This window comes from Marihabitans asiaticum (assembly GCF_007828725.1).
GTDB classification, from domain to species: domain Bacteria; phylum Actinomycetota; class Actinomycetes; order Actinomycetales; family Dermatophilaceae; genus Marihabitans; species Marihabitans asiaticum.
Genome location: NZ_VIUW01000001.1, coordinates 497,960 through 517,519, shown reverse-complemented (window position 1 = coordinate 517,519; position 19,560 = coordinate 497,960). Strand labels below are relative to the sequence as shown.

Here is a 19,560-nt window from a genome sequence, read left to right as displayed (position 1 = left end):
GCTACCCGGTCGGTATGATCACCGCGGGTCGCGAGCGGCCTGGACCCGCCCGCCCCCTGTGGCGTCCGCGGGAGTCGACCGAGAAGGGACGAGTGTGGCTGACGTCGCGACGAGCGCCGAGGACGCGCAGGCCCTGGCAGCCCGGCACGGCCTACGGGCCCTGAGCGAGCGCCCCCCGCTGGGCCGCTACCTCCGCGACCTCTGGGAGCGACGCTCCTTCCTGTGGACCCTCGCCTCGGCCGAGTCACGGGCCGAGAACGAGACCAACCGGCTCGGCCAGCTCTGGGCGGTGCTCAACCCGGCCCTGCTCATCGGCAGCTACTACCTCATCTTCGGCCTCCTGCTACGCACCCGCGGCGGGGTCGAGAACTTCGTCGCCTTCCTCAGCATCGGCGTCGTGATGTTCACCTTCACCTCGGCGGCGGTCACCCGCGGGGCGCGCGCCATCCTCGGCCGGATGAGCATGGTGAGGACCCTGCACTTCCCCCGGGCGATCCTGCCCATGTCGGTGACGCTCACCGAGCTACTCGCCTCGATCCCCGGCTTCGCCCTGCTCCTGGTCCTCATGATCGCGACCGGTGAGAGCCCGCAGCTGAAGTGGCTGCTCTTCCCCGTCGCGGTAGCGCTGCAGGGGGTCACCCTGCTCGGCTTCACCTTCATCACCGCGCGGCTGGTCAACGCCTCCCCCGACCTGGCCAACCTCGTGCCGGTCATCGTCCGGCTGCTGCGCTACATCTCCGGGGTGTTCTTCCCCATCGCGCACTACGTGCAGGGAGCACCGGTCATCATCCAGGAGGTCCTCACCAAGCAACCCTTCGCCCTCATGCTCACCACGGGGCGGCAGGCGCTGCTCGAGGGCACCCCGCTGGCGCTCACCGACTGGCTGGTGATGACCGCCTGGGCGCTAGGCGTCGGTGGGCTGGGCCTGATCATCTTCTGGCGCGCAGAGGCGAGGTACGGCCTTGGCTGAGCAGAGCGAGCGCACCCCGACGGTCGTCGTGCACGACCTGAGCATCACCTACAAGGTCCTCGGCGGTGACCGCCGAGGGACGCCCGAGGACAAGGAGGGCGCCGGCCCCCTTCGCCGTCTCCTGCGCAAGGAGGGGACCGAGCGGATCCGCGAGGTCCACGCGGTCAAGGGCGTGAGCTTCGTCGCCCGGCACGGTGAGTCCATCGGGGTCGTCGGGCACAACGGCTCGGGCAAGTCGACCCTGCTACGGGCCGTCGCCGGCCTGATCCCGCCGTCGAAGGGGCGGCTGTGGGTCTCCGGCGAGCCCGCCCTGCTCGGGGTCAACGCCGTGCTCATCAACAAGCTGAGCGGCAAGCGGAACATCTACGTCGGGGGTCAGGCCCTCGGGCTGAGCAAGGCCGAGATCGACGCGAAGTTCGACGACATCGTCGAGTTCTCCGGGATCGGCGATGCGGTCTACCTGCCGATGAGCACCTACTCCTCGGGGATGGGCGCCAGGCTCCGCTTCGCGATCTCGACCGCCGCCACCCCGGATGTACTGATGATCGACGAGGCCCTGGCCACCGGCGACGCCGCCTTCCGCCAGCGCAGCGCCAAGCGGATCGCCGAGATCCGGCGGGCGGCGGGCACCGTCTTCCTCGTCTCGCACTCCAACTCCACCGTCCGGCAGATCTGCGACCGGGTGCTGTGGATGAACCGGGGTCGCCTCATCATGGACGGACCTACCGAAGAGGTCATGCAGGCCTACGAGGCGACCCTCCCGAAGAAACCAAAGCCGGCGAAGAAGGTGCCCGTCGCCGAGTCTGAGGTTCCTGGGACGCGCCGGTGGTCTGGCGAGAACCGCATCCAGATTGCCCGATCCGCCGGACGCGAGACCTGGGAACCCGGCGTCGAGGGTTGCTTCGTCGTGAGCGTCAACGCGGTAGCGACGGCGAGGATGGTCACCCCGATCGCGGCCCGAGCAGGCTGGCCGATCCTCTGGATGAACGCCAACGGGCTCCCCCCATCGTCTCTCGCCGAGCTCGACCGGCTCGCCCCCCGCCGTGTGGTCGTCGTCTCCGGTGAGCGTGAGGCCCCGTCGGACCTCGACCACCAGATCGGCCAGGTCGTCTCCACGACAGGTGAGCACCTTGAGAGCCGTGACCTCGGCGGGACCGCCGCCGACCTCCTCGAGGCCTTCCCGCCAGCGGACACCTCAGTCATCTATGTCACTCGCGCTGCAAATGCCCCGCGGGAGACAGTGCTCTCCCTCGTCGCGGCGCGGCAGGAGAGGGCCCATGTCGCCATCGGCGGGTCTCGCGTCGATGCTCGGCTCCTCGAGACACTCTCACGACTGGCACCTGAGCGACTCGCGCTGGCCGGGCACCCCGAGGAGTGGCCGGCAAGCGTCGTCGAGGCGCTCCAGCAATCGACCGGGGCAGAGCTGTCGTATCTCACCGACCCTGGGCCCATGGCGCTGGCGGCCGGGCTGTGGGGGGACGTCGCGCCGGGGGGGCGGGTCATCGTCAGCGCCCCCAACGTCGTGGAGCTCCTCACCGCCACGACGGTCTCCGCGGTCACCGGTACCCCGGTGGTCGTCACCGACGCCACGCTGCCCCGGGTCGTCATCGAGAGCCTGCGCAGTCTCCAGCCCTCCGAGATCGTCGTCTGCGGCCTCGTCTCAGCACTGCCGCCCACCGTGCGCGCCGAGCTCGGCGAGCTCGTCTCTCGACCCGCTGTGTGAGCGGTCTCGGACGGCAGACCGGATGGGGCGTACCGGCCGTTGACCATGTACCGTGGGGCCCACGACAGATACCAGGATCCGGGACCGCACCAGCACGTGAGCACCTCACGCGCTGCCTGCCGTCCCGCACTAACGTAACGAGGGGGTCTCGCCATGGGGCGCGGCCGAGCGAAAGCCAAGCAGACCAAGGTTGCCCGCGAGCTGAAGTACTACTCGCCCGACACCGACCTGCGCGCGCTTGAGCAGGAACTCCACCAGCAGTCGGGCCAGCAGCACGGGCCCGCCGAGGACTCCCGCTGGGACGAGGACGAGGACGACGACCGCTGGGCCCCTGGAGACCGGTGATCTGATCCCCCGGCCGGCGCAGAGCGGGTCGGTCGCTCGTCCGGACAGGTCAGGGCAGCAGCCCTCGACGCCGAGCCTCGGCGATCGCCGCCGCGCGGTGACGCACCCCGAGCCGCCCGAAGGCGTGGGTGAGGTGCGACTTCACCGCCGAGAGGCTGAGGTAGGTCCGCCCTGCGATCTGCGGGTTGGTCAGTCCTTCGTCGGCGAGCGCGAGGATCTGCAGCTCGCGCTCGGTCAGGGGACTCGCCTCGTGCGCCCTGGTCGCCACCAACGGCCCGGTCACCGGGATGAGCCCGGTGTCTCCCTCGACGCTCCGGCCGGCGCAAGCGGCGCGGACGGCGTCGACGACCTGCGTCGGGGTGGCGTCGGCGACGAGCACACCGGCCGCTCCGGCGTCGAGCGCCTCGGCCGCATGCGACGGGTCCGACTCGCAGATCACGACGAGGGTCGGCACCGAGAAGTCAGTCTTCAGCGTGCCGATCAGCTCGTGGGGCAGGTCGGTCGCGGGGTCTCGCACGAGCATCGCGCACGACGCCTCGCCCGACCGCTCCAGCACGTCGCCCACATCGCCGACCCCGATCGGCTCGATGCCCTTCTCCGCCTCGAGCAGCGCGATCCAGCCGCGACGCGAGCACGGGTCGGGGTCGGCGACGACCACTCGGATGGTCACCGATGCTCCCCGACGACCTGCACTCCCCCGCCGTCGACCCCCTTCGCCCCCTGGACCACCTCGACGCCCGGGTCGAGCCGCGCGGACTCCCTCACCTCGACCTCCCCCAGCACCCACGCCAACAGACCCCGACCCGTCAGGTGCGCGACCGCCGCATCGGCCTGTGCGGCCGGCACGACGACGACGAAGCCGACCCCCATGTTCAGCGTGCGCTCCAGGTCGGGGCGCGGCACTCGGCCCAGCTCGGCGACGATCCCGAAGATCGGCGCAGGGCTCCACGTCGAGCGGTCCACCCGGGCCACCGTGCCCGCCGGGAGCACGCGGGCGAGGTTGGCGGCCAGCCCGCCGCCGGTCACGTGGCTCAGGCCGTGCACGTCGACGTCGGAGCGGATGAGGTCGAGCAGGTCGAGGGTGTAGATGCGGGTCGGCTCGAGCAGCTCCTCCCCGAGCGTGCGGCCCAGCTCTGGGACATCCCGCTCGTACCCCCAGCCGGCACGGTCGAGCACACCGCGCACGAGGGAGTAGCCGTTGGAGTGCAGGCCGGAGGACCCGACGCCGATGACGACGTCGCCGGGGAGCACCGCGTGCGCCCCGATCACCTCGTCGCGCTCGACAACTCCCGTCGCGGCACCCGCCACGTCGTACTCGTCGGGCTCCAGCAGGCCCGGGTGCTCGGCGGTCTCGCCGCCGACGAGGGCGACCCGGGCCAGCTCGCACCCCTTCGCGATGCCGCTGACGATCGCCGCCACCCGCTCGGGCACCACCGACCCGGTCGCGATGTAGTCGGTCATGAAGAGCGGCTCCGCGCCGCACACGACGATGTCGTCGACGACCATCGCGACGAGGTCCTGCCCGATCGTGTCGTGCACGTCCATCGCCTGGGCGACCGCGACCTTGGTGCCGACCCCGTCGGTACTCGTCGCAAGGACCGGGGAGCGCATCCCCACCAGCGCGGAGGCGTCGAACATCCCGGCGAATCCGCCGAGCCCGCCGAGCACCTCTGGCCGCTGCGCCCGGCGCACCGACTCCTTCATCAGCTCCACGGCCCGGTCACCGGCCTCGACGTCGACCCCGGAGGCTGCGTAGGTGAAGGGCTCGCTCACGCCGGACAGGGTAGACCGTGCCCCGTCACCGCCCGCAGGCGCGGTCACGGACGGTGCACGGCGTCGGCGCCACCGGCGCTCGCCGTGGCCGCGACCCGCTCGACGTCGAGGGTGCCCACCTCGGTGACGTCGGCGTCGTCGTCGATGCCGAGCTGCAGCTCGAGCACGCCCTTGCCGAGGCGGTCCTCGGCGGGCAGCTCGATCGGGTACTCCCCCGAGAAGCAGGCGTGGCAGAGCTGCTCGCGCGGCTGGCCGCTCGCCTCGATCATCCCGTCCTCGCTGATGTAGCCCAGGCTGTCGGCGCCGATCACCGAGCAGATCTCGGCCGGGCCGGCGCCGGTCGCGATGAGCTCGGCCCGGGTGGCGAAGTCGATGCCGAAGAAGCAGGGCCAGCGCACCGGCGGGCTCGAGATCCGCACGTGCACCTCCGCCGCGCCCGCCTCGCGGAGCATCCGCACCAGGGCACGCTGGGTGTTGCCGCGCACGATCGAGTCGTCGACGACGACGAGGCGCTTGCCCTTGATGACCTCCTTGAGCGGGTTGAGCTTGAGCCGGATGCCGAGCTGGCGGATCGTCTGGCTCGGCTGGATGAAGGTCCGCCCGACGTAGGCGTTCTTCACCAAGCCCTGGCCGTAGGGGATGCCCGACTCCTGGGCGTAGCCGATCGCCGCCGGCGTGCCCGACTCCGGGGTGGGGATGACGAGGTCGGCCTCGACCGGGTGCTCGCGGGCGAGCGCGCGTCCCATCTCGACCCGCGCCTCGTGGACGACGCGCCCGTTGATCGAGGTGTCCGGCCGGGCGAGGTAGACGTACTCGAAGACGCAGCCCTTCGGCGCGGCCTCGGCGAAGCGGTGACTGCGCACGCCCTCCTCGTCGATGGCGATCAGCTCGCCGGGCTCGACCTCGCGGACGAAGGACGCGCCGACGATGTCGAGCGCCGCGGTCTCCGAGGCGACCACCCAGCCGCGCTCGAGGCGGCCGAGAACGAGCGGGCGCAGACCCTGCGGGTCGCGGGCGGCGTAGAGGGTGCGCTCGTCCATGAAGACGAAGCAGAAGGCGCCGCGGCAGCGCGGCAGCACCTCCAGCGCGGCGGCCTCGAGCGAGGTGTCGGGGTTGTCGGCGAGGAGCGCGGTGACCAGGGCGGTGTCGGTGGTGTTGCCGTAGCGCAGCTCACCCTTGGGCTGGGCCGAGCGCCACGTCCCGTCCGGCTGGCTCTCCCCCTTCGCCTCCAGCCGCTCCTGCACGAGGTCGCGCAGCTCGGCGGAGTTGATGAGGTTGCCGTTGTGCGCGAGCGCCACCGTGCCGTCGTCGTGGCCGCCGAGGGTCGGCTGGGCGTTCTCCCAGGTCGAGCCGCCGGTGGTCGAGTAGCGGCAGTGGCCGACGGCGAGGTGGCCGCGCAGCACGCTCAGCGCCCGCTCGTCGAAGACCTGGCTGACCAGGCCCATGTCCTTGTAGACGAGGATGCTGTCGCCGTCGGAGGTGGCGATGCCGGCCGACTCCTGGCCGCGGTGCTGGATCGCGTAGAGCCCGTAGTAGGTCAGCTTGGCGACCTCCTCGCCCGGCGCCCACACCCCGAAGACACCGCAGGCGTCCTGGGGGGCCTTGTCCGTGGGGTCGAGCTCGTGCGAGAGCTGTCCGTCTCCGCGTGGCACGGGGCTCATCCTCCCACAGCGGTCCAGGTCCCCCGTCCCCCTTCGCCCCGCTGGCTCGAGGTATACGCGCCCGGGGGGAGACCCCAGACCTACCTCTACCCGAGGGGCGGGGCGAAGGGGGGGCGGGCGTCAGTCGCGGTTCCGCCCCACCACCAGGGCGAGGACGAAGGCCGCGACGAGCGCCCCGAGGAAGGCACCGAAGATGCCCATGAAGCCGACAGTCGTCGTGGCGGTGTAGGCCGCGCCGGTCGCGGTGTCCTTGTTCGGGGTGAAGAGCGCCCAGCCGCCGAGGAGCGCGAAGCCGAGGATGGCGCCGGTCGCGATCCACCGCCAGGGGCGCGGTGCGCGGCGACGGCGAAGGGGGGTCTGCCGGGTCTGGGGGTCGCTCACCCCACCATCGTCTCACCCGGGGGTAGCGTCGAGAAGACTCACGGAGCGGGCGCACCGGACCCGCCCCCCGACCGCCGCTGACCGCAGAGGGTGACGATGACCTCGACCGACCGTCCCAGCACCGACGTCTCGCAGCTGACGCTGCCCGCGTCCACCCGCCCGGACCCGGCGCAGGTGCCCGGGCTGCGTTGGGGGGTGCTCGGTGCCGGGTGGATCGCCGGGCAGATGGTCCATGCGCTGGAGCGCAGCGAGCTCGGCAGCACCGAGCAGCAGGTCGTCGCGGTCGGGTCGCGCGACCTGGGCCGGGCGCAGGCCTTCGTCGCCGAGCACTGCGGCGCACATGCCCGGGACCACGGACCGGTCCGTGCGCACGGCAGCTACGAAGAGCTGGTCACCGACGAGCGGGTCGACGCGGTCTATGTCGCGACACCGCACAGCGAGCACCTCGAGCATGCCCGGATGGCGGTGCGGGCCGGCAAGCACGTGCTCGTCGAGAAGGCCTTCACCGCCGACGCCGCCCAGGCCCGCGAGCTCGTCGCGGCGATCCGGGAGGCCGGGGTCTTTGGCATGGAGGCGATGTGGAGCCGCTTCCTGCCCCACTACGACGTCATCCGTCAGGCGCTCGCGGCGGGCCTGCTCGGCGAGGTGGTCACCGTGCTCGCCGACCACGGGCAGCGGCTGTGGCCGGGCGGTCCACGGCGGCTGTCGGACCCGGCACTGGCCGGCGGCGCGCTGCTCGACCTCGGGATCTACCCGCTCTCCTTCGCGGCGATGGTCCTCGGCGAGATCGAGGCGGTGGCGGCGACGGGCGCCTTGACCGACGAAGGGGTGGATGCTCGCGCCGCGATGTCGGTGCGGGGGCCGTCGGGAGCGGTCGGTGCGCTGTCATGCGACATGTCGGCGCGCACGCCGACGACCGCGACGGTCATCGGCACCGAGGCCCGGCTCGAGCTCGACGCCGACTTCTACACCCCGACGACGGTGCGCCTGCTCGACTCCGACGACACCGTGCTCGACGAGCTGCCCGGTGATCCCGCCGAGAAGCACCGCGGCCTGCGGCACGAGGCCTGCGAGGTCGCCCTTCGCGTCCACGCCGGCGAGACCGAGTCCCCGCTCATGCCGCTCGACGAGAGCGTGGCCCTCATGGAGGTCATCGACTCGGCGCTGGCGCAGATCCACCCCTAGCCGGGAGGGGCGTAGAGCGGAAGGTGGGCGGAGAGGTCGGCCCGACGACCGCTGACACGCAACCCCCCTTCGCCGACCGCGTCCGACCACGCGAGCTGGCCGGCGGCCAGCCGCACCCAGGTCTGCGGGTCGGTCTCGACCACCGCCGGCGGGGTGCCCCGGGTGTGAACGGTCCCCTCGATGCACTGGACGGCGCCGAAGGGGGGAACCCGCACCTCGACGGACCGGCCCGGTGCCCGGTCGGCGAGCAGCTGCAAGGTCCAGCGAACCGCGGTGGCGGTGCTCGTCCGATCCCGCTCGCCGGCCAGGACGGCCTCCACCGCCGCTCGCCCGTCGTCTGCACTCAGCCGTCTCGCCACGGGTCGATCCTCTCAGCCCGCCACACCCGCCACCCGGGCACCGTTCACCGATTCGTCGCCCGACGAACACCCGTGAGACGCCGACCTGGGGCACAGTGACCGCAGGCCGCCGAGGTCGCCTTCCCGGTCGAGGTCACCGCCGCGGCCGGCGAGGACGACGACCAGGGTGAGACCCCGACCGGCCCGATCGTCGAGACCGACCTCGTCGACTAACCCGAGCCAGCCGCAGGAGGGGCCGTCCACCGCGACGGTGGGCGGCCCCCCTTCGCTCTCTAGGCTGAGTGGGTGAGCGAGATCGAGCTGGTGAGCGACGAGCACGGCGGCGTCACCGTCGTCGTCGACGGCCAGCCGCAGTCCTACGTCGACGTTGATGACCCGGAGGGGCTGGTCTTCGAGTACGTCCAGCACTTCGCGGCGGCGATCGACGCGCTGCTCCCCCGAGGCCGGCATCCTCGGCTGCGCGCCACCCACGTCGGCGGCGCGGGCCTGACCCTCCCGCGCTGGGTCGAGGCGACGCGGCCGGGCTCGCCGCAGATCGTGCTCGAGCCCGACGAGCGGCTCACCGACCTGGTCCGTCGCGAGCTGCCGCTGCCGCGCGGCCACCGGATCCGGGTGCGGCCACAGCCCGGACGCGAAGGGGTGTCGGCCCTGGCCGACGGCAGCGCCGACGTCGTGGTCGTCGACGCCTTCGCCGGGGGCCGCGTGCCGGACGACCTCGCGACCGTCGAGTTCTTCGCAGAGGTCGCCCGGGTCCTCGCCCCGGGTGGGGTGCTGCTCATGAACTGCCCGGACGAGCCGGGGCTGCGGTTCGTGGCGCGCGTGGCCGCGGGGGTGCGAGAGGCCCTGGGCGAAGGGGGTGAGGTCGCCTTCGTCGCGATGCGCGACGTGCTCAAGGGGCGCCGCTTCGGCAACGGCGTGCTTGTCGGCACCCGCGGTGCTCTCGACGTCGCGGAGGTCGACCGCCAGGTGCGCCGGTGGCCCTTCCCCTCGGGTGTGCTCGGACCGGGCGAGCTGGCCCGGCGCGGCGCCGGGGCAAGACCGATCGGCGATGCTGACGGCGTGCAGACCCCTCAGGCGCCCGAAGGCGGCTCCTGGCGGGTGCGCTGACCCACCGAGGGTCCAAGGGATCCGGCGGTCAGTCCTGCACGTCGTACGTGGCCGTCGCGCTCACCTGCACCAGCATGACCTGGGCGCTGCTCTCGACCCGCCTCTCCAGGTCGTCGGGGAACTCGTCGAGCACCCGCGTCGCCACGTCCCCTCCGGTGAGCGACCCGACGAGGCTGATCGGCTCGACGTAGGGGTCTTCGGGACCGAGAGGACTGAGCTCAAGGGTTACCCCTTCGCACTCGTAGCGGCCTGAAGGCAGGGAGGCCGGCTCGGTCTGGATCTCCTCACGCCAGTACCGCTGGGCCCGGGTCAGGTCGCTCTTGGGCCTGGCCTTGCAGCCAAGATCGCGCGCCGTCTGGTGCAGCGTGCTCAGGACTGCGGAGACCTCGTCCGGACCGCTGGCTCCGTCCAGGACCCACGAGTACCCCACCGTGCAGGCGTACCGCGCCTCGGTGACCTTCCAGTTCCGCTGGCCTTCCTGGCACACGTCCTTGCGGGCGCGGGCGATCGGCTCACCCAGGCCCCAGGCCTGCGGTCCGAAGCGCTCCACCGATGTCGTGGCGGCCCTGCGGTCGGCCGAGTCCTCGCCCGGCCGCTCGGCTCCCGACATACCGCACGCGGTCAGCGTCAGCAGCGCCGCCCCCGTGACCCCTGCCCAGCGCGCCATCTGGCAAGCGTAGGGCGTGACTCTCAGGCGGTGAGGTCCTGCACCGCACGGGGCAGGTCGGCCATGGTGTGGATCACCGCGGTCGCGTCGGCAAACCAGTCGTGCAGGGTCATGTCGGTCTCGTAGCCGATGACCTGCATGCCCGCGGCGCGCCCCGCCTGCACCCCGGAGAGGCTGTCCTCGACGACGACGCAGCGCGCGGGGTCGACGCCCATCTGCTCGGCCGCGAGCAGGAAGACGTCGGGTGCGGGCTTGCCGCGCTCGACCTGCTCGGAGCTGAATCGCGCCTCCGGGGGCAGCAGGTCAGCCAGACCGGTGCGCTCGAGCTTGTACTCCAGGGCCCGGCGGATCGAGCCCGACGCGACGCACACGGCATAGCCGTGACCGACGAGCTGCTCGATCGCCTCACGCGCGCCGTCGATGACCTCGAGGTGCTCGTGGCTCTCGCGGAACCGGCCGCGCCAGAGTCGCTCCTGCTCGGGGTCGATCTCGCCGCCGGCGAGCTCGGCGATGCGGGGACGGTTGTCGGCGTAGGCCTTGCCGATGAAGGTGGCGATCACGTCCTCGTCGCTCCACTCCTGACCCAGCTCGGCAAGCATGCTCTGCCAGGTGCGCAGGTTCAGCCGTTCGCTGTCGACGAGCACCCCGTCGCAGTCGAGGACGACGAGCCATCCCGCTCCCGTGCCTCGTCCTGGTGCCACCATCGTTCACCCCTTCGCCTCGAGCTCGGCCCAGACCTCCCGGACCGCTGCGAGGGCAGCCTCGATCGCCGGGCGGCGGTGGCTGGCCTCACGGTGCACCATGATGATGCGTCGGGTCGGCGAGCGGCGAAGGGGGAGGGCCACGACCTCGGGGGGCAGCTCGGGCCGGCCAAGCTTCGGGACGAGGGCGACGCCGACCCCGGCGGCGACGAGCGCCAGCTTGCCGGGGTAGTGGTCGACGTGGGCCGCGATCCGGTAGCCGTAGCCCCGCTCGCGCAGCGCCGTGATCAGCCAGTCGCTGAAGACGCCCGGGGTGTCGTCGATCCAGGTCCGCCCGTCCAGGCTCTCCGGCTCCACCCCCTTCGCCCCGATGACCAGGTCGTGGTCCGCGCGGGCGACGAGCTCGACCTCGTCGGTGCCGAGCACCTCGCTGACCACCCCGTCGGGCAGGGCGAGGTGGCGGTCGGTCCAGTCGTGCACGAGGGCGACGTCGATCTCGCCCCGCCGCAGCGGCTCGAGGGAGAGGTCAGGGTCGAGCTCGTGGAAGGTCAGGGACAGGTCGGCGTGCCGCTCGGCGAGCAGGCGGGTCGCCGGGGCCAGGAGGCCGACGAGGCCGGTCGGGAAGGACGCCCAGGTCAGCGGACCGGCGACGTCCTGGTCGAGCCGCTCCAGCTCGGCGCGCGTCGACTCGTCGAGCCGCTCGATCTCCTCGGCCATCCCGACGAGGACCGCGGCCGCGTCGGTGGGGCGCAAGCCGCGGCCCTGGCGCACGAGGACCGGCTGGCCGACCTCGCGCTGCAGCCGGGCCAGCTGCTGACTCACCGCGGACGGGGTGAGGCCGAGCCGGTCCGCCGCCGCAAGGAGGGTCCCCTCCTCGACGACGGCCTTGAGCGAGACGAGATGCTCCGGTGTGAACACCCGCTACCACGCAGTACTGGTCGTGATCACAGCCACTACTGCGTGGTAGCGCGGGATTCGAGGTGCAGTGAACATGCAGTGATCCTTACACGTATCGTTAAGAAACGTCCATTTGTGCTAAGCGTTTGCAAGCACCATGCTGGTACCTGTCAGACATCGACCCGAAGAAAGGTGGTTCCACCATGACCGCTATCTCCCGCGCAGTCCGCAGCACGATCTCCGTCATCCGTGAGCTCGGTCAGAGCTGGGGCCCCATCGAGCACATCCGCTGACGACTGGACCTCACGACGAAGCCCCCCGGCCGATCCCGGCCGGGGGGCTTCTCGCGTCGGGGGTGCGTCCGGGCGAAAGGAGCGCCCCGGGCGAAAGGGGCGACCCGGGTCAGGCGAAGTGACGCCGCAACGTCCCGGCGTGCGCCTCACGGAGCTGCTCGACGGGCAGGTCGAGCACGTCGGTCACGCGCAGGCGCTCACCGCCGGTGACCCCGACCCGCGCCATCGGCACCCCGTGCTCCTGCGCGAGCCCGGCGAGGGTGGCCAGGGCGTCCTCGTCGCGCACGGTGACCACGGCACGCGCGGTCGACTCCGAGAGCAGCGCGGTGACGGCGTCGATCCCGTCGCGCTGCAGCAGCGGCGCGAGGTCGACCGAGGCGCCGACGCCGTGCCGCAGCACCGACTCGGCGAGGGCGATCGCGAGACCGCCGTCGGAGAGGTCGTGCGCGCTGGTGAGCACACCGGCGCGGACCGCCGCGACGAAGACCTCGGCGAGCGCCTTCTCCGCAGCCAGGTCGACCCGCGGCGGAACGCCGCCGAGGTGACCGTGCAGCGCGTGCGCCCACTCTCCCCCGTCGAGCTCGTCCCGGGTCTCGCCGAGGACGAGCACCGGTTGCCCGGCGGCGGCGAAGCCGGCGGACACCCCCTTCGCCACGTCGTCGATCACGCCGAGGACGCCGACGACCGGGGTCGGGTGGATCGCCGTCTCTCCGGTCTGGTTGTAGAAGGAGACGTTGCCACCGGTGACGGGGATGCCGAGGTCGCGGCAGCCGTCGACCAGCCCGGCGACGGCGCGCTCGAACTGCCACATCACCGCCGGATCCTCCGGCGAGCCGAAGTTGAGGCAGTCGGTGACCGCGAGCGGCAACGCACCGGACGTCGCGACGTTGCGGTAGCTCTCGGCCAGCGCCAGCTGCGCACCGGCGTACGGGTCGAGGCGCCCGAATCGGCCGTTGCAGTCGGTCGAGACCGCAACCCCGAGGCCGGTCTCCTCGTCAACCCGAACCATGCCGGCGTCGGCGGGCATCGCGGCCGCGGTGTTGCCGAGCACGTAGCGGTCGTACTGGTCGGTGACCCACGACCTGTCGCAGAGGTTGGGGCTGGCGAGCAGGTCGAGGAGCACCTGACCCATCTGCGTCGGCTCGGGCCGGGTGAGGGAGTCGGTCGTGTCGGCCTGGAGCGCGTCCAACCAGTCCGGGCGGGCGAAGGGGCGCTCGTAGACCGGTCCGTCGTGCGCGACCGAGCGCGGCGGCACGTCGACGATCGTCTCCCCGTGCCAGGTGATGACGAGGCGCCCGGAGTCGGTGACCTCTCCGAGGACGGTCGCCTCGACGTCCCACCTGTCGGTGATCGTCATGAAGTCCTCGACCTGACCGGGCGCGACGACCGCCATCATCCGCTCCTGGCTCTCGGACATGAGGATCTCCTCGGCCCGGAGGGTGGAGTCGCGAAGGGGGACCCGGTCCAGCTCGACCTGCATCCCCCCTTCGCCGGCGGACGCCAGCTCGGAGGTGGCGCAGGACAGGCCCGCCCCGCCGAGGTCCTGGATGCCGTCGACGACGCCGGCGGCGTAGAGCTCGAGGCAGCACTCGATGAGCACCTTCTCGGCGAAGGGGTCGCCCACCTGGACGGCCGGCCGCTTCGTCGGGCCCCCTTCGTCGAAGGTCTCCGAGGCGAGCACGGACACCCCGCCGATGCCGTCGCCGCCGGTCTTGGCGCCGAAGAGGATGACCTTGTTGCCGACCCCGGAGGCCTTGGCGAGGTGCAGGTCCTCGTGGCGCAGCGTGCCCACGCAGAGGGCGTTGACGAGCGGGTTGCCCTGGTAGCAGTCGTCGAAGACGATCTCGCCGCCGATGTTGGGCAGGCCGAGGCAGTTGCCGTAGCCCCCGATGCCCTTGACGACGCCGGGCAGGACGCGGGCCGTGTCGGGGTGGTCGATGGCACCGAAGCGAAGGGGGTCCATCACCGCGATCGGGCGGGCGCCCATCGCCATGATGTCGCGCACGATGCCGCCGACGCCGGTCGCGGCACCCTGGTACGGCTCGACGTACGAAGGGTGGTTGTGCGACTCGACCTTGAAGGTCACCGCCCAGCCCTGCCCGATGTCGATGACTCCGGCGTTCTCCCCGATACCGGCGAGGGTCTTGCCCAGCGGGGTCTCGTCGGGCAGCTCGCCGAAGCGGCGCAGGTGGACCTTGGAGGACTTGTAGGAGCAGTGCTCGGACCACATCACCGAGTACATCGCGAGCTCGGCGCTCGTCGGGCGGCGGCCGAGGATCTCGCGGATCCGCTCGTACTCGTCCGCCTTGAGCCCGAGGTCGGCCCAGGGCTGGTCGGTCTCGGGCGTCTGCTCGGCGTGGGTGACGGTGTCGAGGGCGCTCATGCTGACACCACACGCTCGATGACCGAGGTGAAGAAGCGGCGCCCGTCCAGGCTTGGGCCGAAGCCGGTCTCGACGCAGTGCTCCGGGTGCGGCATGAGGCCGACGACGGTGCCGCGCTCGTCGGTGATGCCGGCGATGTCGCGGTAGCTGCCGTTGGGGTTCTCGCCCAGGTAGCGGAAGGCGACGCGGCCCTCGCCTTCGAGCCGGTCGAGGGTGGGCTCGTCGGCGACGAACTGGCCGTCCTGGTTCTTCAGCACGATGGTGATCTCCTCGCCCTGCTCGAACTGGCTGGTCCACGCGGTGGCGGTGCTCTCGACGCGGAGGCGCTGGTCGCGGCAGATAAAGGTGCGGTGGTCGTTCTGGATCATCGCGCCGGGCAGGAGGTGGGACTCGCAGAGGATCTGGAAGCCGTTGCAGATGCCGAGCACCGGCATGCCACCGGCCGCGGCGCGGATCACCTCGGTCATGACCGGGGCGAAGCGGGAGATGGCCCCGGCGCGCAGATAGTCGCCGTACGAGAAGCCGCCGGGGATGACGACGGCGTCGACGCCCCTGAGGTCGGCGTCGCGGTGCCAGAGGGCTACCGACTCCCCTCCGCAGAGGTCGACGGCGCGGCGGGCGTCGTGGTCGTCGAGGGAGCCGGGGAAGGTGACGACACCGATCCTCACGCGGCGCCTCCGCTGCTCCCCGTCGCCCCGGTGATCGGCGCCTGCTCGGGCTCGTCGTGGGTCAGCTCGTGGACGTCGACGACGTCTTCGATGACGGGGTTGGACAGCAGGGTCTGCGCGGCCTCACGGGCCTGGGCGAGGTGGTCGTCGGTGACCGGGCCGTCGACGGAGAGGACGAAGCGCTTGCCCTGCCGGACGTCGGTGAAGTCCTCGAAGCCCAGCCGCGGGAGAGCGCCCCGGACGGCCTGCCCTTGGGGGTCGAGGATCTCGGGCTTGAGCATGACGTCGACGACGATGCGTCCCACGGGGGTCTCCTGGAGCGAAGGGGTTCTTCCGCAGCGGAGTCTAGTTGGACTGCCCGAGACAGTTCCTCGCGGTCGACAGGCGAGGGCAGCTGGCTGCGCGTCAGTAGTTCGCCCACTCCTCGGCGAAGGGGGTAACCCAGGCAGACCACGGCTTGGAGGTGTCCCGCCAATTCACGACCCCCGGATCGCTCCGCACCTCGTAACCGGGGGCGTGGTTCCAAACGCCATCGAGCTCTGTGCGGTGAGGACCGGCGTAGATGTTCATGGCCTCACCGAAGCTCATCCCGTACTTGAGGATAAGAGGTAGGAGATGCCCCGCGAGGTTCGCACGTCGGGCCGCCTCCAGATCGATGACCATCACGTTGGTGTCGAAGGTCGAGAACTCGCCCGGGTGCCGTCGGTGTGCCGCGATGAGGAAGTCGAGAGCCCTGGCGTTGTCGTCCCCCTGCCGACCAGAGATGCGCCGGATAAGTTCCAGGCCGCTTTCCCGGCCCCGATGGCGCTCGGCGGTCGCCGTGACCAGTGCCCCCTCCTCTGGCAGGACGGTCGCCAACCTGGTGAGATCGTCCCGCACCAGGGCCGAGGCGGGAAGGAAGACCGCATGCCGTGCGTGCGGCAGTGCAGGCGCCGCGAGTGCAAGGCTCAGCTCGTGCTGACGGTTCGGCGTGACGTCGCCCAGGCTTCGGACGGCAACCTCGTCGACCGTGATCCAGCGCACAGGCAGCGGCAGATCGTCGGAGCGAAGGCTCTGCCGCTCACCCTCGGTAGTCGTCGCTCCGACCGCCAAGATCTCCACCGGGGCCGAGGTGTGCGCATCGATCGACCGGATAAGCCGGGGGAGGTGCTTCGCCTCGCCGCGACGAACGTCGACCACGACGTGGACAGCGGCAGGGTCCGAGCCTCCGTGCTCACCGCTGCCCTGCGCCGGCACGAGAGCCGTCACCGCCTCGGCCGTGAGGACCGGCAGCTCCCTTGCTGCGAGGAACTCGTCGGCTTCGGCCATAGCCGGAGCGCAGATCTCACGCCATCTCGCATACACGTCATCCTCGTCGGCGCCCGATGCGATGACCTGGAGGATGCGCGAGGCCTTGTCGAGGATGCCCTGGCGGATCCGCTCGAAATCCGCGTCGCTGGTGTCAATGAGACCGCCGAAGCGGTTGTTGGACCTGTTCTTCGGTAGGAAGGTGACCTGCGACCCAACCGAGCGCGCTGGCAGGAAACAGTGCAGCCGCGACGTGACGACCTTGTCGTACTTTAGGTGGTAGTCGCGCACCCAGTCGCGCGCGAGCCGGAGGTTCTCGACGAAGGTTAGGCTCCGGACACTCATCTGCTCCTGCATCCGTGACGTCCCGGGCCCCGTCTGCGGCGAGTCGACATACACAGTGGCATCTCGAGTGTCCTCGCCGTCTCGTCGGAACACCGTGTCGACCGTCGTGGTGAGGCAGCCGGAGAAGAATGCGGGGACACCAACGGACCGCAGCAGGGCGACGGTCTGCCAGTCCCGGCACCCCACCGGGGAGTACCGGCGCAGGTAGTCGAGAGCCTCAGGTGTCAGCATGGCCGGGAAGCGGACGTGGAAGGACAGGATGATCGGTCGCACGTTGTCGTGGAACGGGAACGCGAAACCCTGGCCAAACATGTGATGCATGAACCAGCCGAACGTCAGCGCCCACGTGCCCTCTGGTACCGCCTGCAAGGGGCTGCCGTCCCGGTTGAGCTGGAAGAGATTGAGAGAGACGGACTCGCCGTCGACGAGGCGTTCGGTCTTCGTCGACCCACGCAGCTCCTCGGCCAGCTCGACGAGATCCGGGTCACCGGTGAAGGTGAAGTTCTGTTGGCGTACCAGATGTCCCATCGACGCCACGGTCTGGATGTAGTCACCGATATTGCGGGACGCGATGTCTGGCTGGTCGTACCCGATCACGCCGAAGGGGATCGCCCCCGCGACCTGCGGGATCTCTGCCCTCTTCGACCCTCCTGGGAGCCAGCTAGCCAGACGTGCGAGCTCCTTGCGGACGTTCTCGGTCATCGAGGCCTCGGGCCGCCCCTGGGCCGTCCGGATGAGGACCTCGGCCTGATCGCTCAACCCGCGAGCCAGAGCCTTCTGCGCAACGCGGAGCAGCGTCACGCCACTCCAACTGTGGAAACGACCTGACGCAAGGTCGGCGTCCAGGACCTCAGATGCGTCGTCACCCAGGGCGCCGAACGCCGCTGCGTAGAGGTCATTCGCGACCAGGTCGGCGTCGTCCGTGCCGGCGATCTCGCTGAAGACCGTCCAGGCGCTGGCGGGGCCGGAACTGTTCAGCAGGGCGATACCCAGGACCGCACAACCGGTGCTCCGCGTCGCGGGCCTGCCTCGGAGCGCGTGCCCAAGGGCGAGCGCCTTGTCCTTCTCACCATTCTTGATCAGTGTCCGCACCTCGGTCAGGACGGCGTCGTCCAGAGCAGTGCCGCGAGCCAGTTGATCGGAGTTCACCGTCCGGGACCTCGCAGTTCGCGCAGCCTTGACCTTCTGCTGGACGGCTGCCTTGGTCGGCGGAGTTGACCCCGTGCCATTGCCAGGCGAGCACGCCTCGGGGAACTCGCGCTCAAGGGCCCTGTAGGCGTCAGCAAAGGCCTTGGCGTCGGCCGCTGGCGTCGTCTTCTCGCTGGCACCGGCCATGCGGGCAATGGTGGGCATCGCCCGGGTAGCTGCAGGCCTCAGGACCTTCTTGAGGTGCTGCCGCAGCGGGGAGGTGGTCGACCTGAACGCCCTGCGGATGGGACTCATGTGCTGTTACACCTTCACTGGATGCTGGTGGCCTCGATGCTCGAGGGTACCCGCGCCCGGCCAGATCCCCGCCGCCGTCGGGCCCGTCGCGGACCAGCAGCTCGCAGGGTCACGGATCTTCGGTCGAGCATGGCTTCGACGACAATGCACCCTTCGACCGAGTCAGCCCCGGCTCTCGCTCCCCGCCTCGAGTGCGGCGGCGATGTCGGCGACCTCGTCGAGGGCGCCGGTCGAGATCGCGATGATCAGGTCGTACGCCTCGTCGTTGGTCAAGGTGAGCCGGCGACCGTTGAGGCCGTAGGCGGCGATGATCGCAGCGAGGGTGAGACGCTTGTTGCCATCGACGAGGGCATGGTTGCGTGCGATCGACTGGGCCAGCGCAGCGACCCGCAGGTGCAGGCTGGCGTAGGCGTCGGCCCCGAAGACTGTCGTCGCCGGGCGAGCCGCCGCCGACGCAAGAAGACCGGCATCCCGTACCTGCACCTCAGGAAGCACCCGGTGCGCGATGTGCAGGAGATCGTCGAGGTCGAGGTCGATCACTGCCCGAGCCGCTCGAGCGCCTCGGCGTAGCGCGGCAGCTCGGCGTCGAGGACGACGTCGAGATCATGACGCCTCGTGCCCCGCTCGGCCCGGTCGATGACGGCCCGCCGGATGACCTCCTGGCGGGACACCCCTTCGGCCTCGACCAGGGCATCCAGTGCCTTCTCGAGCTCGCTGTCGGTACGCAGGGTGAGAGCCATGAGGAGATGGTATCACTCTGATACCGCGCCGGTTCGGCACCACCATGCCGCTGTCGAGACCAGGGCAGCGGCGGCCACCGCCACCCAGACGAAGCCGCGGTCCACCCAGGTCGCGGCGACCCCCGCCGCGACGACGGAGAGGGCGTTGAGCACGGTGAGCCACGGGCCGAGCACCGCGCGCATCCGCCGTCGACTTCGCTCTAGCCACTGCTCGAGGGGTTGCTCCGGGTCGCCACCGAGGATCTCTCGGCGATGGCGCCGGAGAAGCGACGAGGCGAGCACCGCGTTCCCGAGCAGCCAGGCGATACCCCAGGGTGCCGGGGAGGCAACACCGGTGCGCATGAACGCGAAGGTGAGCTGCGCGGCCAGCAGGACGAGGAGGAGACCCCGGGCCCACCCACCACCGCCACCGACCAAACGCAGATCACGCTCGTGCGCGTCCCGTCGCGCCTCGGGCGTCGGCCCGCGCGGGTCCCAGAAGCCTGTGCTCGGCGCGTCTTGGGTCCACCGCGAGGAGGCTGGCCGCTCGACGCGGCGGCTCTCCCCCTTCGCCCGGAAGGCGTCGTCGAACTCGGAGGGGACGCGCTCGCGCCGGCCCCGCCCTTCGCCATCGGGCGCACTCATGGCACCAG

20 protein-coding genes are annotated in these 19,560 nt (G+C 71.1%); 5 read left to right on the top strand and 15 right to left on the bottom strand.

Annotation, left to right across the window (positions count from 1 at the left end):
- The first annotated feature begins 94 nt into the window (after positions 1–94).
- The 3 genes from FB557_RS02440 to FB557_RS02430 all read left to right on the top strand — a co-directional run bounded on the left by FB557_RS02440 (position 95) and on the right by FB557_RS02430 (position 3,038).
- Complete coding sequence (locus tag FB557_RS02440; RefSeq protein WP_144855313.1) at positions 95–970, top strand: ABC transporter permease; 876 nt, start codon at positions 95–97, stop codon at positions 968–970.
- Positions 963–2,693, top strand: a complete 1,731-nt coding sequence (locus tag FB557_RS14795) for an ABC transporter ATP-binding protein (protein ID WP_144855311.1) — start codon at positions 963–965, stop codon at positions 2,691–2,693. Before FB557_RS02440 ends, FB557_RS14795 begins: the two co-directional genes overlap by 8 nt.
- Before the next feature lie 153 nt (positions 2,694–2,846).
- On the top strand, positions 2,847–3,038 hold the full coding sequence (locus FB557_RS02430) for a DUF3073 domain-containing protein (RefSeq protein ID WP_144855309.1): 192 nt from the start codon (positions 2,847–2,849) through the stop codon (positions 3,036–3,038).
- Positions 3,039–3,087: 49 nt separating this feature from the next.
- On the opposite strand, the gene FB557_RS02425 is transcribed toward FB557_RS02430, so the two are convergent.
- The 4 genes from FB557_RS02425 to FB557_RS02410 all read right to left on the bottom strand — a co-directional run bounded on the left by FB557_RS02425 (position 3,088) and on the right by FB557_RS02410 (position 6,853).
- On the bottom strand, positions 3,088–3,708 hold the full coding sequence (locus FB557_RS02425) for a response regulator transcription factor (protein ID WP_144855307.1): 621 nt from the start codon (positions 3,706–3,708) through the stop codon (positions 3,088–3,090).
- Positions 3,705–4,811, bottom strand: coding sequence for a phosphoribosylformylglycinamidine cyclo-ligase (gene purM / locus FB557_RS02420; RefSeq protein ID WP_144855305.1), 1,107 nt, complete (start codon positions 4,809–4,811; stop codon positions 3,705–3,707). Before purM ends, FB557_RS02425 begins: the two co-directional genes overlap by 4 nt.
- Before the next feature lie 44 nt (positions 4,812–4,855).
- Positions 4,856–6,463, bottom strand: coding sequence for an amidophosphoribosyltransferase (gene purF, locus FB557_RS02415; RefSeq protein ID WP_211356460.1), 1,608 nt, complete (start codon positions 6,461–6,463; stop codon positions 4,856–4,858).
- Positions 6,464–6,592: 129 nt separating this feature from the next.
- Positions 6,593–6,853 carry a hypothetical protein gene (locus tag FB557_RS02410; RefSeq protein WP_144855301.1) on the bottom strand — a complete coding sequence of 87 codons (261 nt, stop codon included), beginning with the start codon at positions 6,851–6,853 and terminating at the stop codon, positions 6,593–6,595.
- Between the two features lie 96 nt (positions 6,854–6,949).
- On the opposite strand from FB557_RS02410, the gene FB557_RS02405 reads away from it, so the two are divergent.
- Positions 6,950–8,038: a Gfo/Idh/MocA family protein gene (locus FB557_RS02405; protein WP_144855299.1), complete on the top strand. Its 1,089-nt coding sequence runs from the start codon at positions 6,950–6,952 to the stop codon at positions 8,036–8,038.
- On the opposite strand, the gene FB557_RS02400 is transcribed toward FB557_RS02405, so the two are convergent.
- Positions 8,035–8,397, bottom strand: coding sequence for a sterol carrier family protein (locus FB557_RS02400; protein ID WP_144855297.1), 363 nt, complete (start codon positions 8,395–8,397; stop codon positions 8,035–8,037). The two genes, FB557_RS02405 and FB557_RS02400, sit on opposite strands and share 4 nt — an antisense overlap.
- Before the next feature lie 285 nt (positions 8,398–8,682).
- Here FB557_RS02400 and FB557_RS02395 point away from each other — a divergent pair, with 285 nt between their 5' ends.
- Positions 8,683–9,504, top strand: coding sequence for a spermidine synthase (locus FB557_RS02395; RefSeq protein ID WP_144855295.1), 822 nt, complete (start codon positions 8,683–8,685; stop codon positions 9,502–9,504).
- Between the two features lie 28 nt (positions 9,505–9,532).
- On the opposite strand, the gene FB557_RS02390 is transcribed toward FB557_RS02395, so the two are convergent.
- From FB557_RS02390 to FB557_RS02345, 10 genes are all read right to left on the bottom strand, one after another.
- The gene (locus FB557_RS02390; RefSeq protein ID WP_144855293.1) at positions 9,533–10,171 is read right to left on the bottom strand and encodes a hypothetical protein; all 639 of its coding nucleotides are present in this window, start codon (positions 10,169–10,171) and stop codon (positions 9,533–9,535) included.
- 23 nt (positions 10,172–10,194) lie between these two features.
- Positions 10,195–10,875: an HAD family hydrolase gene (locus FB557_RS02385; RefSeq protein WP_144855291.1), complete on the bottom strand. Its 681-nt coding sequence runs from the start codon at positions 10,873–10,875 to the stop codon at positions 10,195–10,197.
- A 3-nt stretch (positions 10,876–10,878) separates the two neighbouring features.
- The gene (locus FB557_RS02380; protein ID WP_144855289.1) at positions 10,879–11,790 is read right to left on the bottom strand and encodes a LysR family transcriptional regulator; all 912 of its coding nucleotides are present in this window, start codon (positions 11,788–11,790) and stop codon (positions 10,879–10,881) included.
- Positions 11,791–12,171: 381 nt separating this feature from the next.
- Positions 12,172–14,445, bottom strand: coding sequence for a phosphoribosylformylglycinamidine synthase subunit PurL (gene purL / locus FB557_RS02375; protein ID WP_144855287.1), 2,274 nt, complete (start codon positions 14,443–14,445; stop codon positions 12,172–12,174).
- The gene (gene purQ, locus FB557_RS02370) at positions 14,442–15,113 is read right to left on the bottom strand and encodes a phosphoribosylformylglycinamidine synthase subunit PurQ (protein WP_144855285.1); all 672 of its coding nucleotides are present in this window, start codon (positions 15,111–15,113) and stop codon (positions 14,442–14,444) included. The genes purL and purQ overlap by 4 nt, the downstream gene beginning before the upstream one ends.
- Complete coding sequence (gene purS / locus FB557_RS02365; protein ID WP_144855283.1) at positions 15,110–15,418, bottom strand: phosphoribosylformylglycinamidine synthase subunit PurS; 309 nt, start codon at positions 15,416–15,418, stop codon at positions 15,110–15,112. Before purS ends, purQ begins: the two co-directional genes overlap by 4 nt.
- Before the next feature lie 100 nt (positions 15,419–15,518).
- A complete protein-coding gene (locus tag FB557_RS02360; protein ID WP_211356459.1) occupies positions 15,519–18,080 on the bottom strand; it encodes a glycosyltransferase family protein in 2,562 nt (853 codons plus the stop codon).
- Positions 18,081–18,350: 270 nt separating this feature from the next.
- Positions 18,351–18,728, bottom strand: a complete 378-nt coding sequence (locus FB557_RS02355) for a type II toxin-antitoxin system death-on-curing family toxin (RefSeq protein WP_144855279.1) — start codon at positions 18,726–18,728, stop codon at positions 18,351–18,353.
- The gene (locus tag FB557_RS02350; protein ID WP_144855277.1) at positions 18,725–18,928 is read right to left on the bottom strand and encodes a ribbon-helix-helix protein, CopG family; all 204 of its coding nucleotides are present in this window, start codon (positions 18,926–18,928) and stop codon (positions 18,725–18,727) included. Before FB557_RS02350 ends, FB557_RS02355 begins: the two co-directional genes overlap by 4 nt.
- Positions 18,929–18,940: 12 nt before the next feature.
- The gene (locus tag FB557_RS02345; RefSeq protein ID WP_144855275.1) at positions 18,941–19,552 is read right to left on the bottom strand and encodes a hypothetical protein; all 612 of its coding nucleotides are present in this window, start codon (positions 19,550–19,552) and stop codon (positions 18,941–18,943) included.
- Between the last annotated feature and the right edge of the window lie 8 nt (positions 19,553–19,560).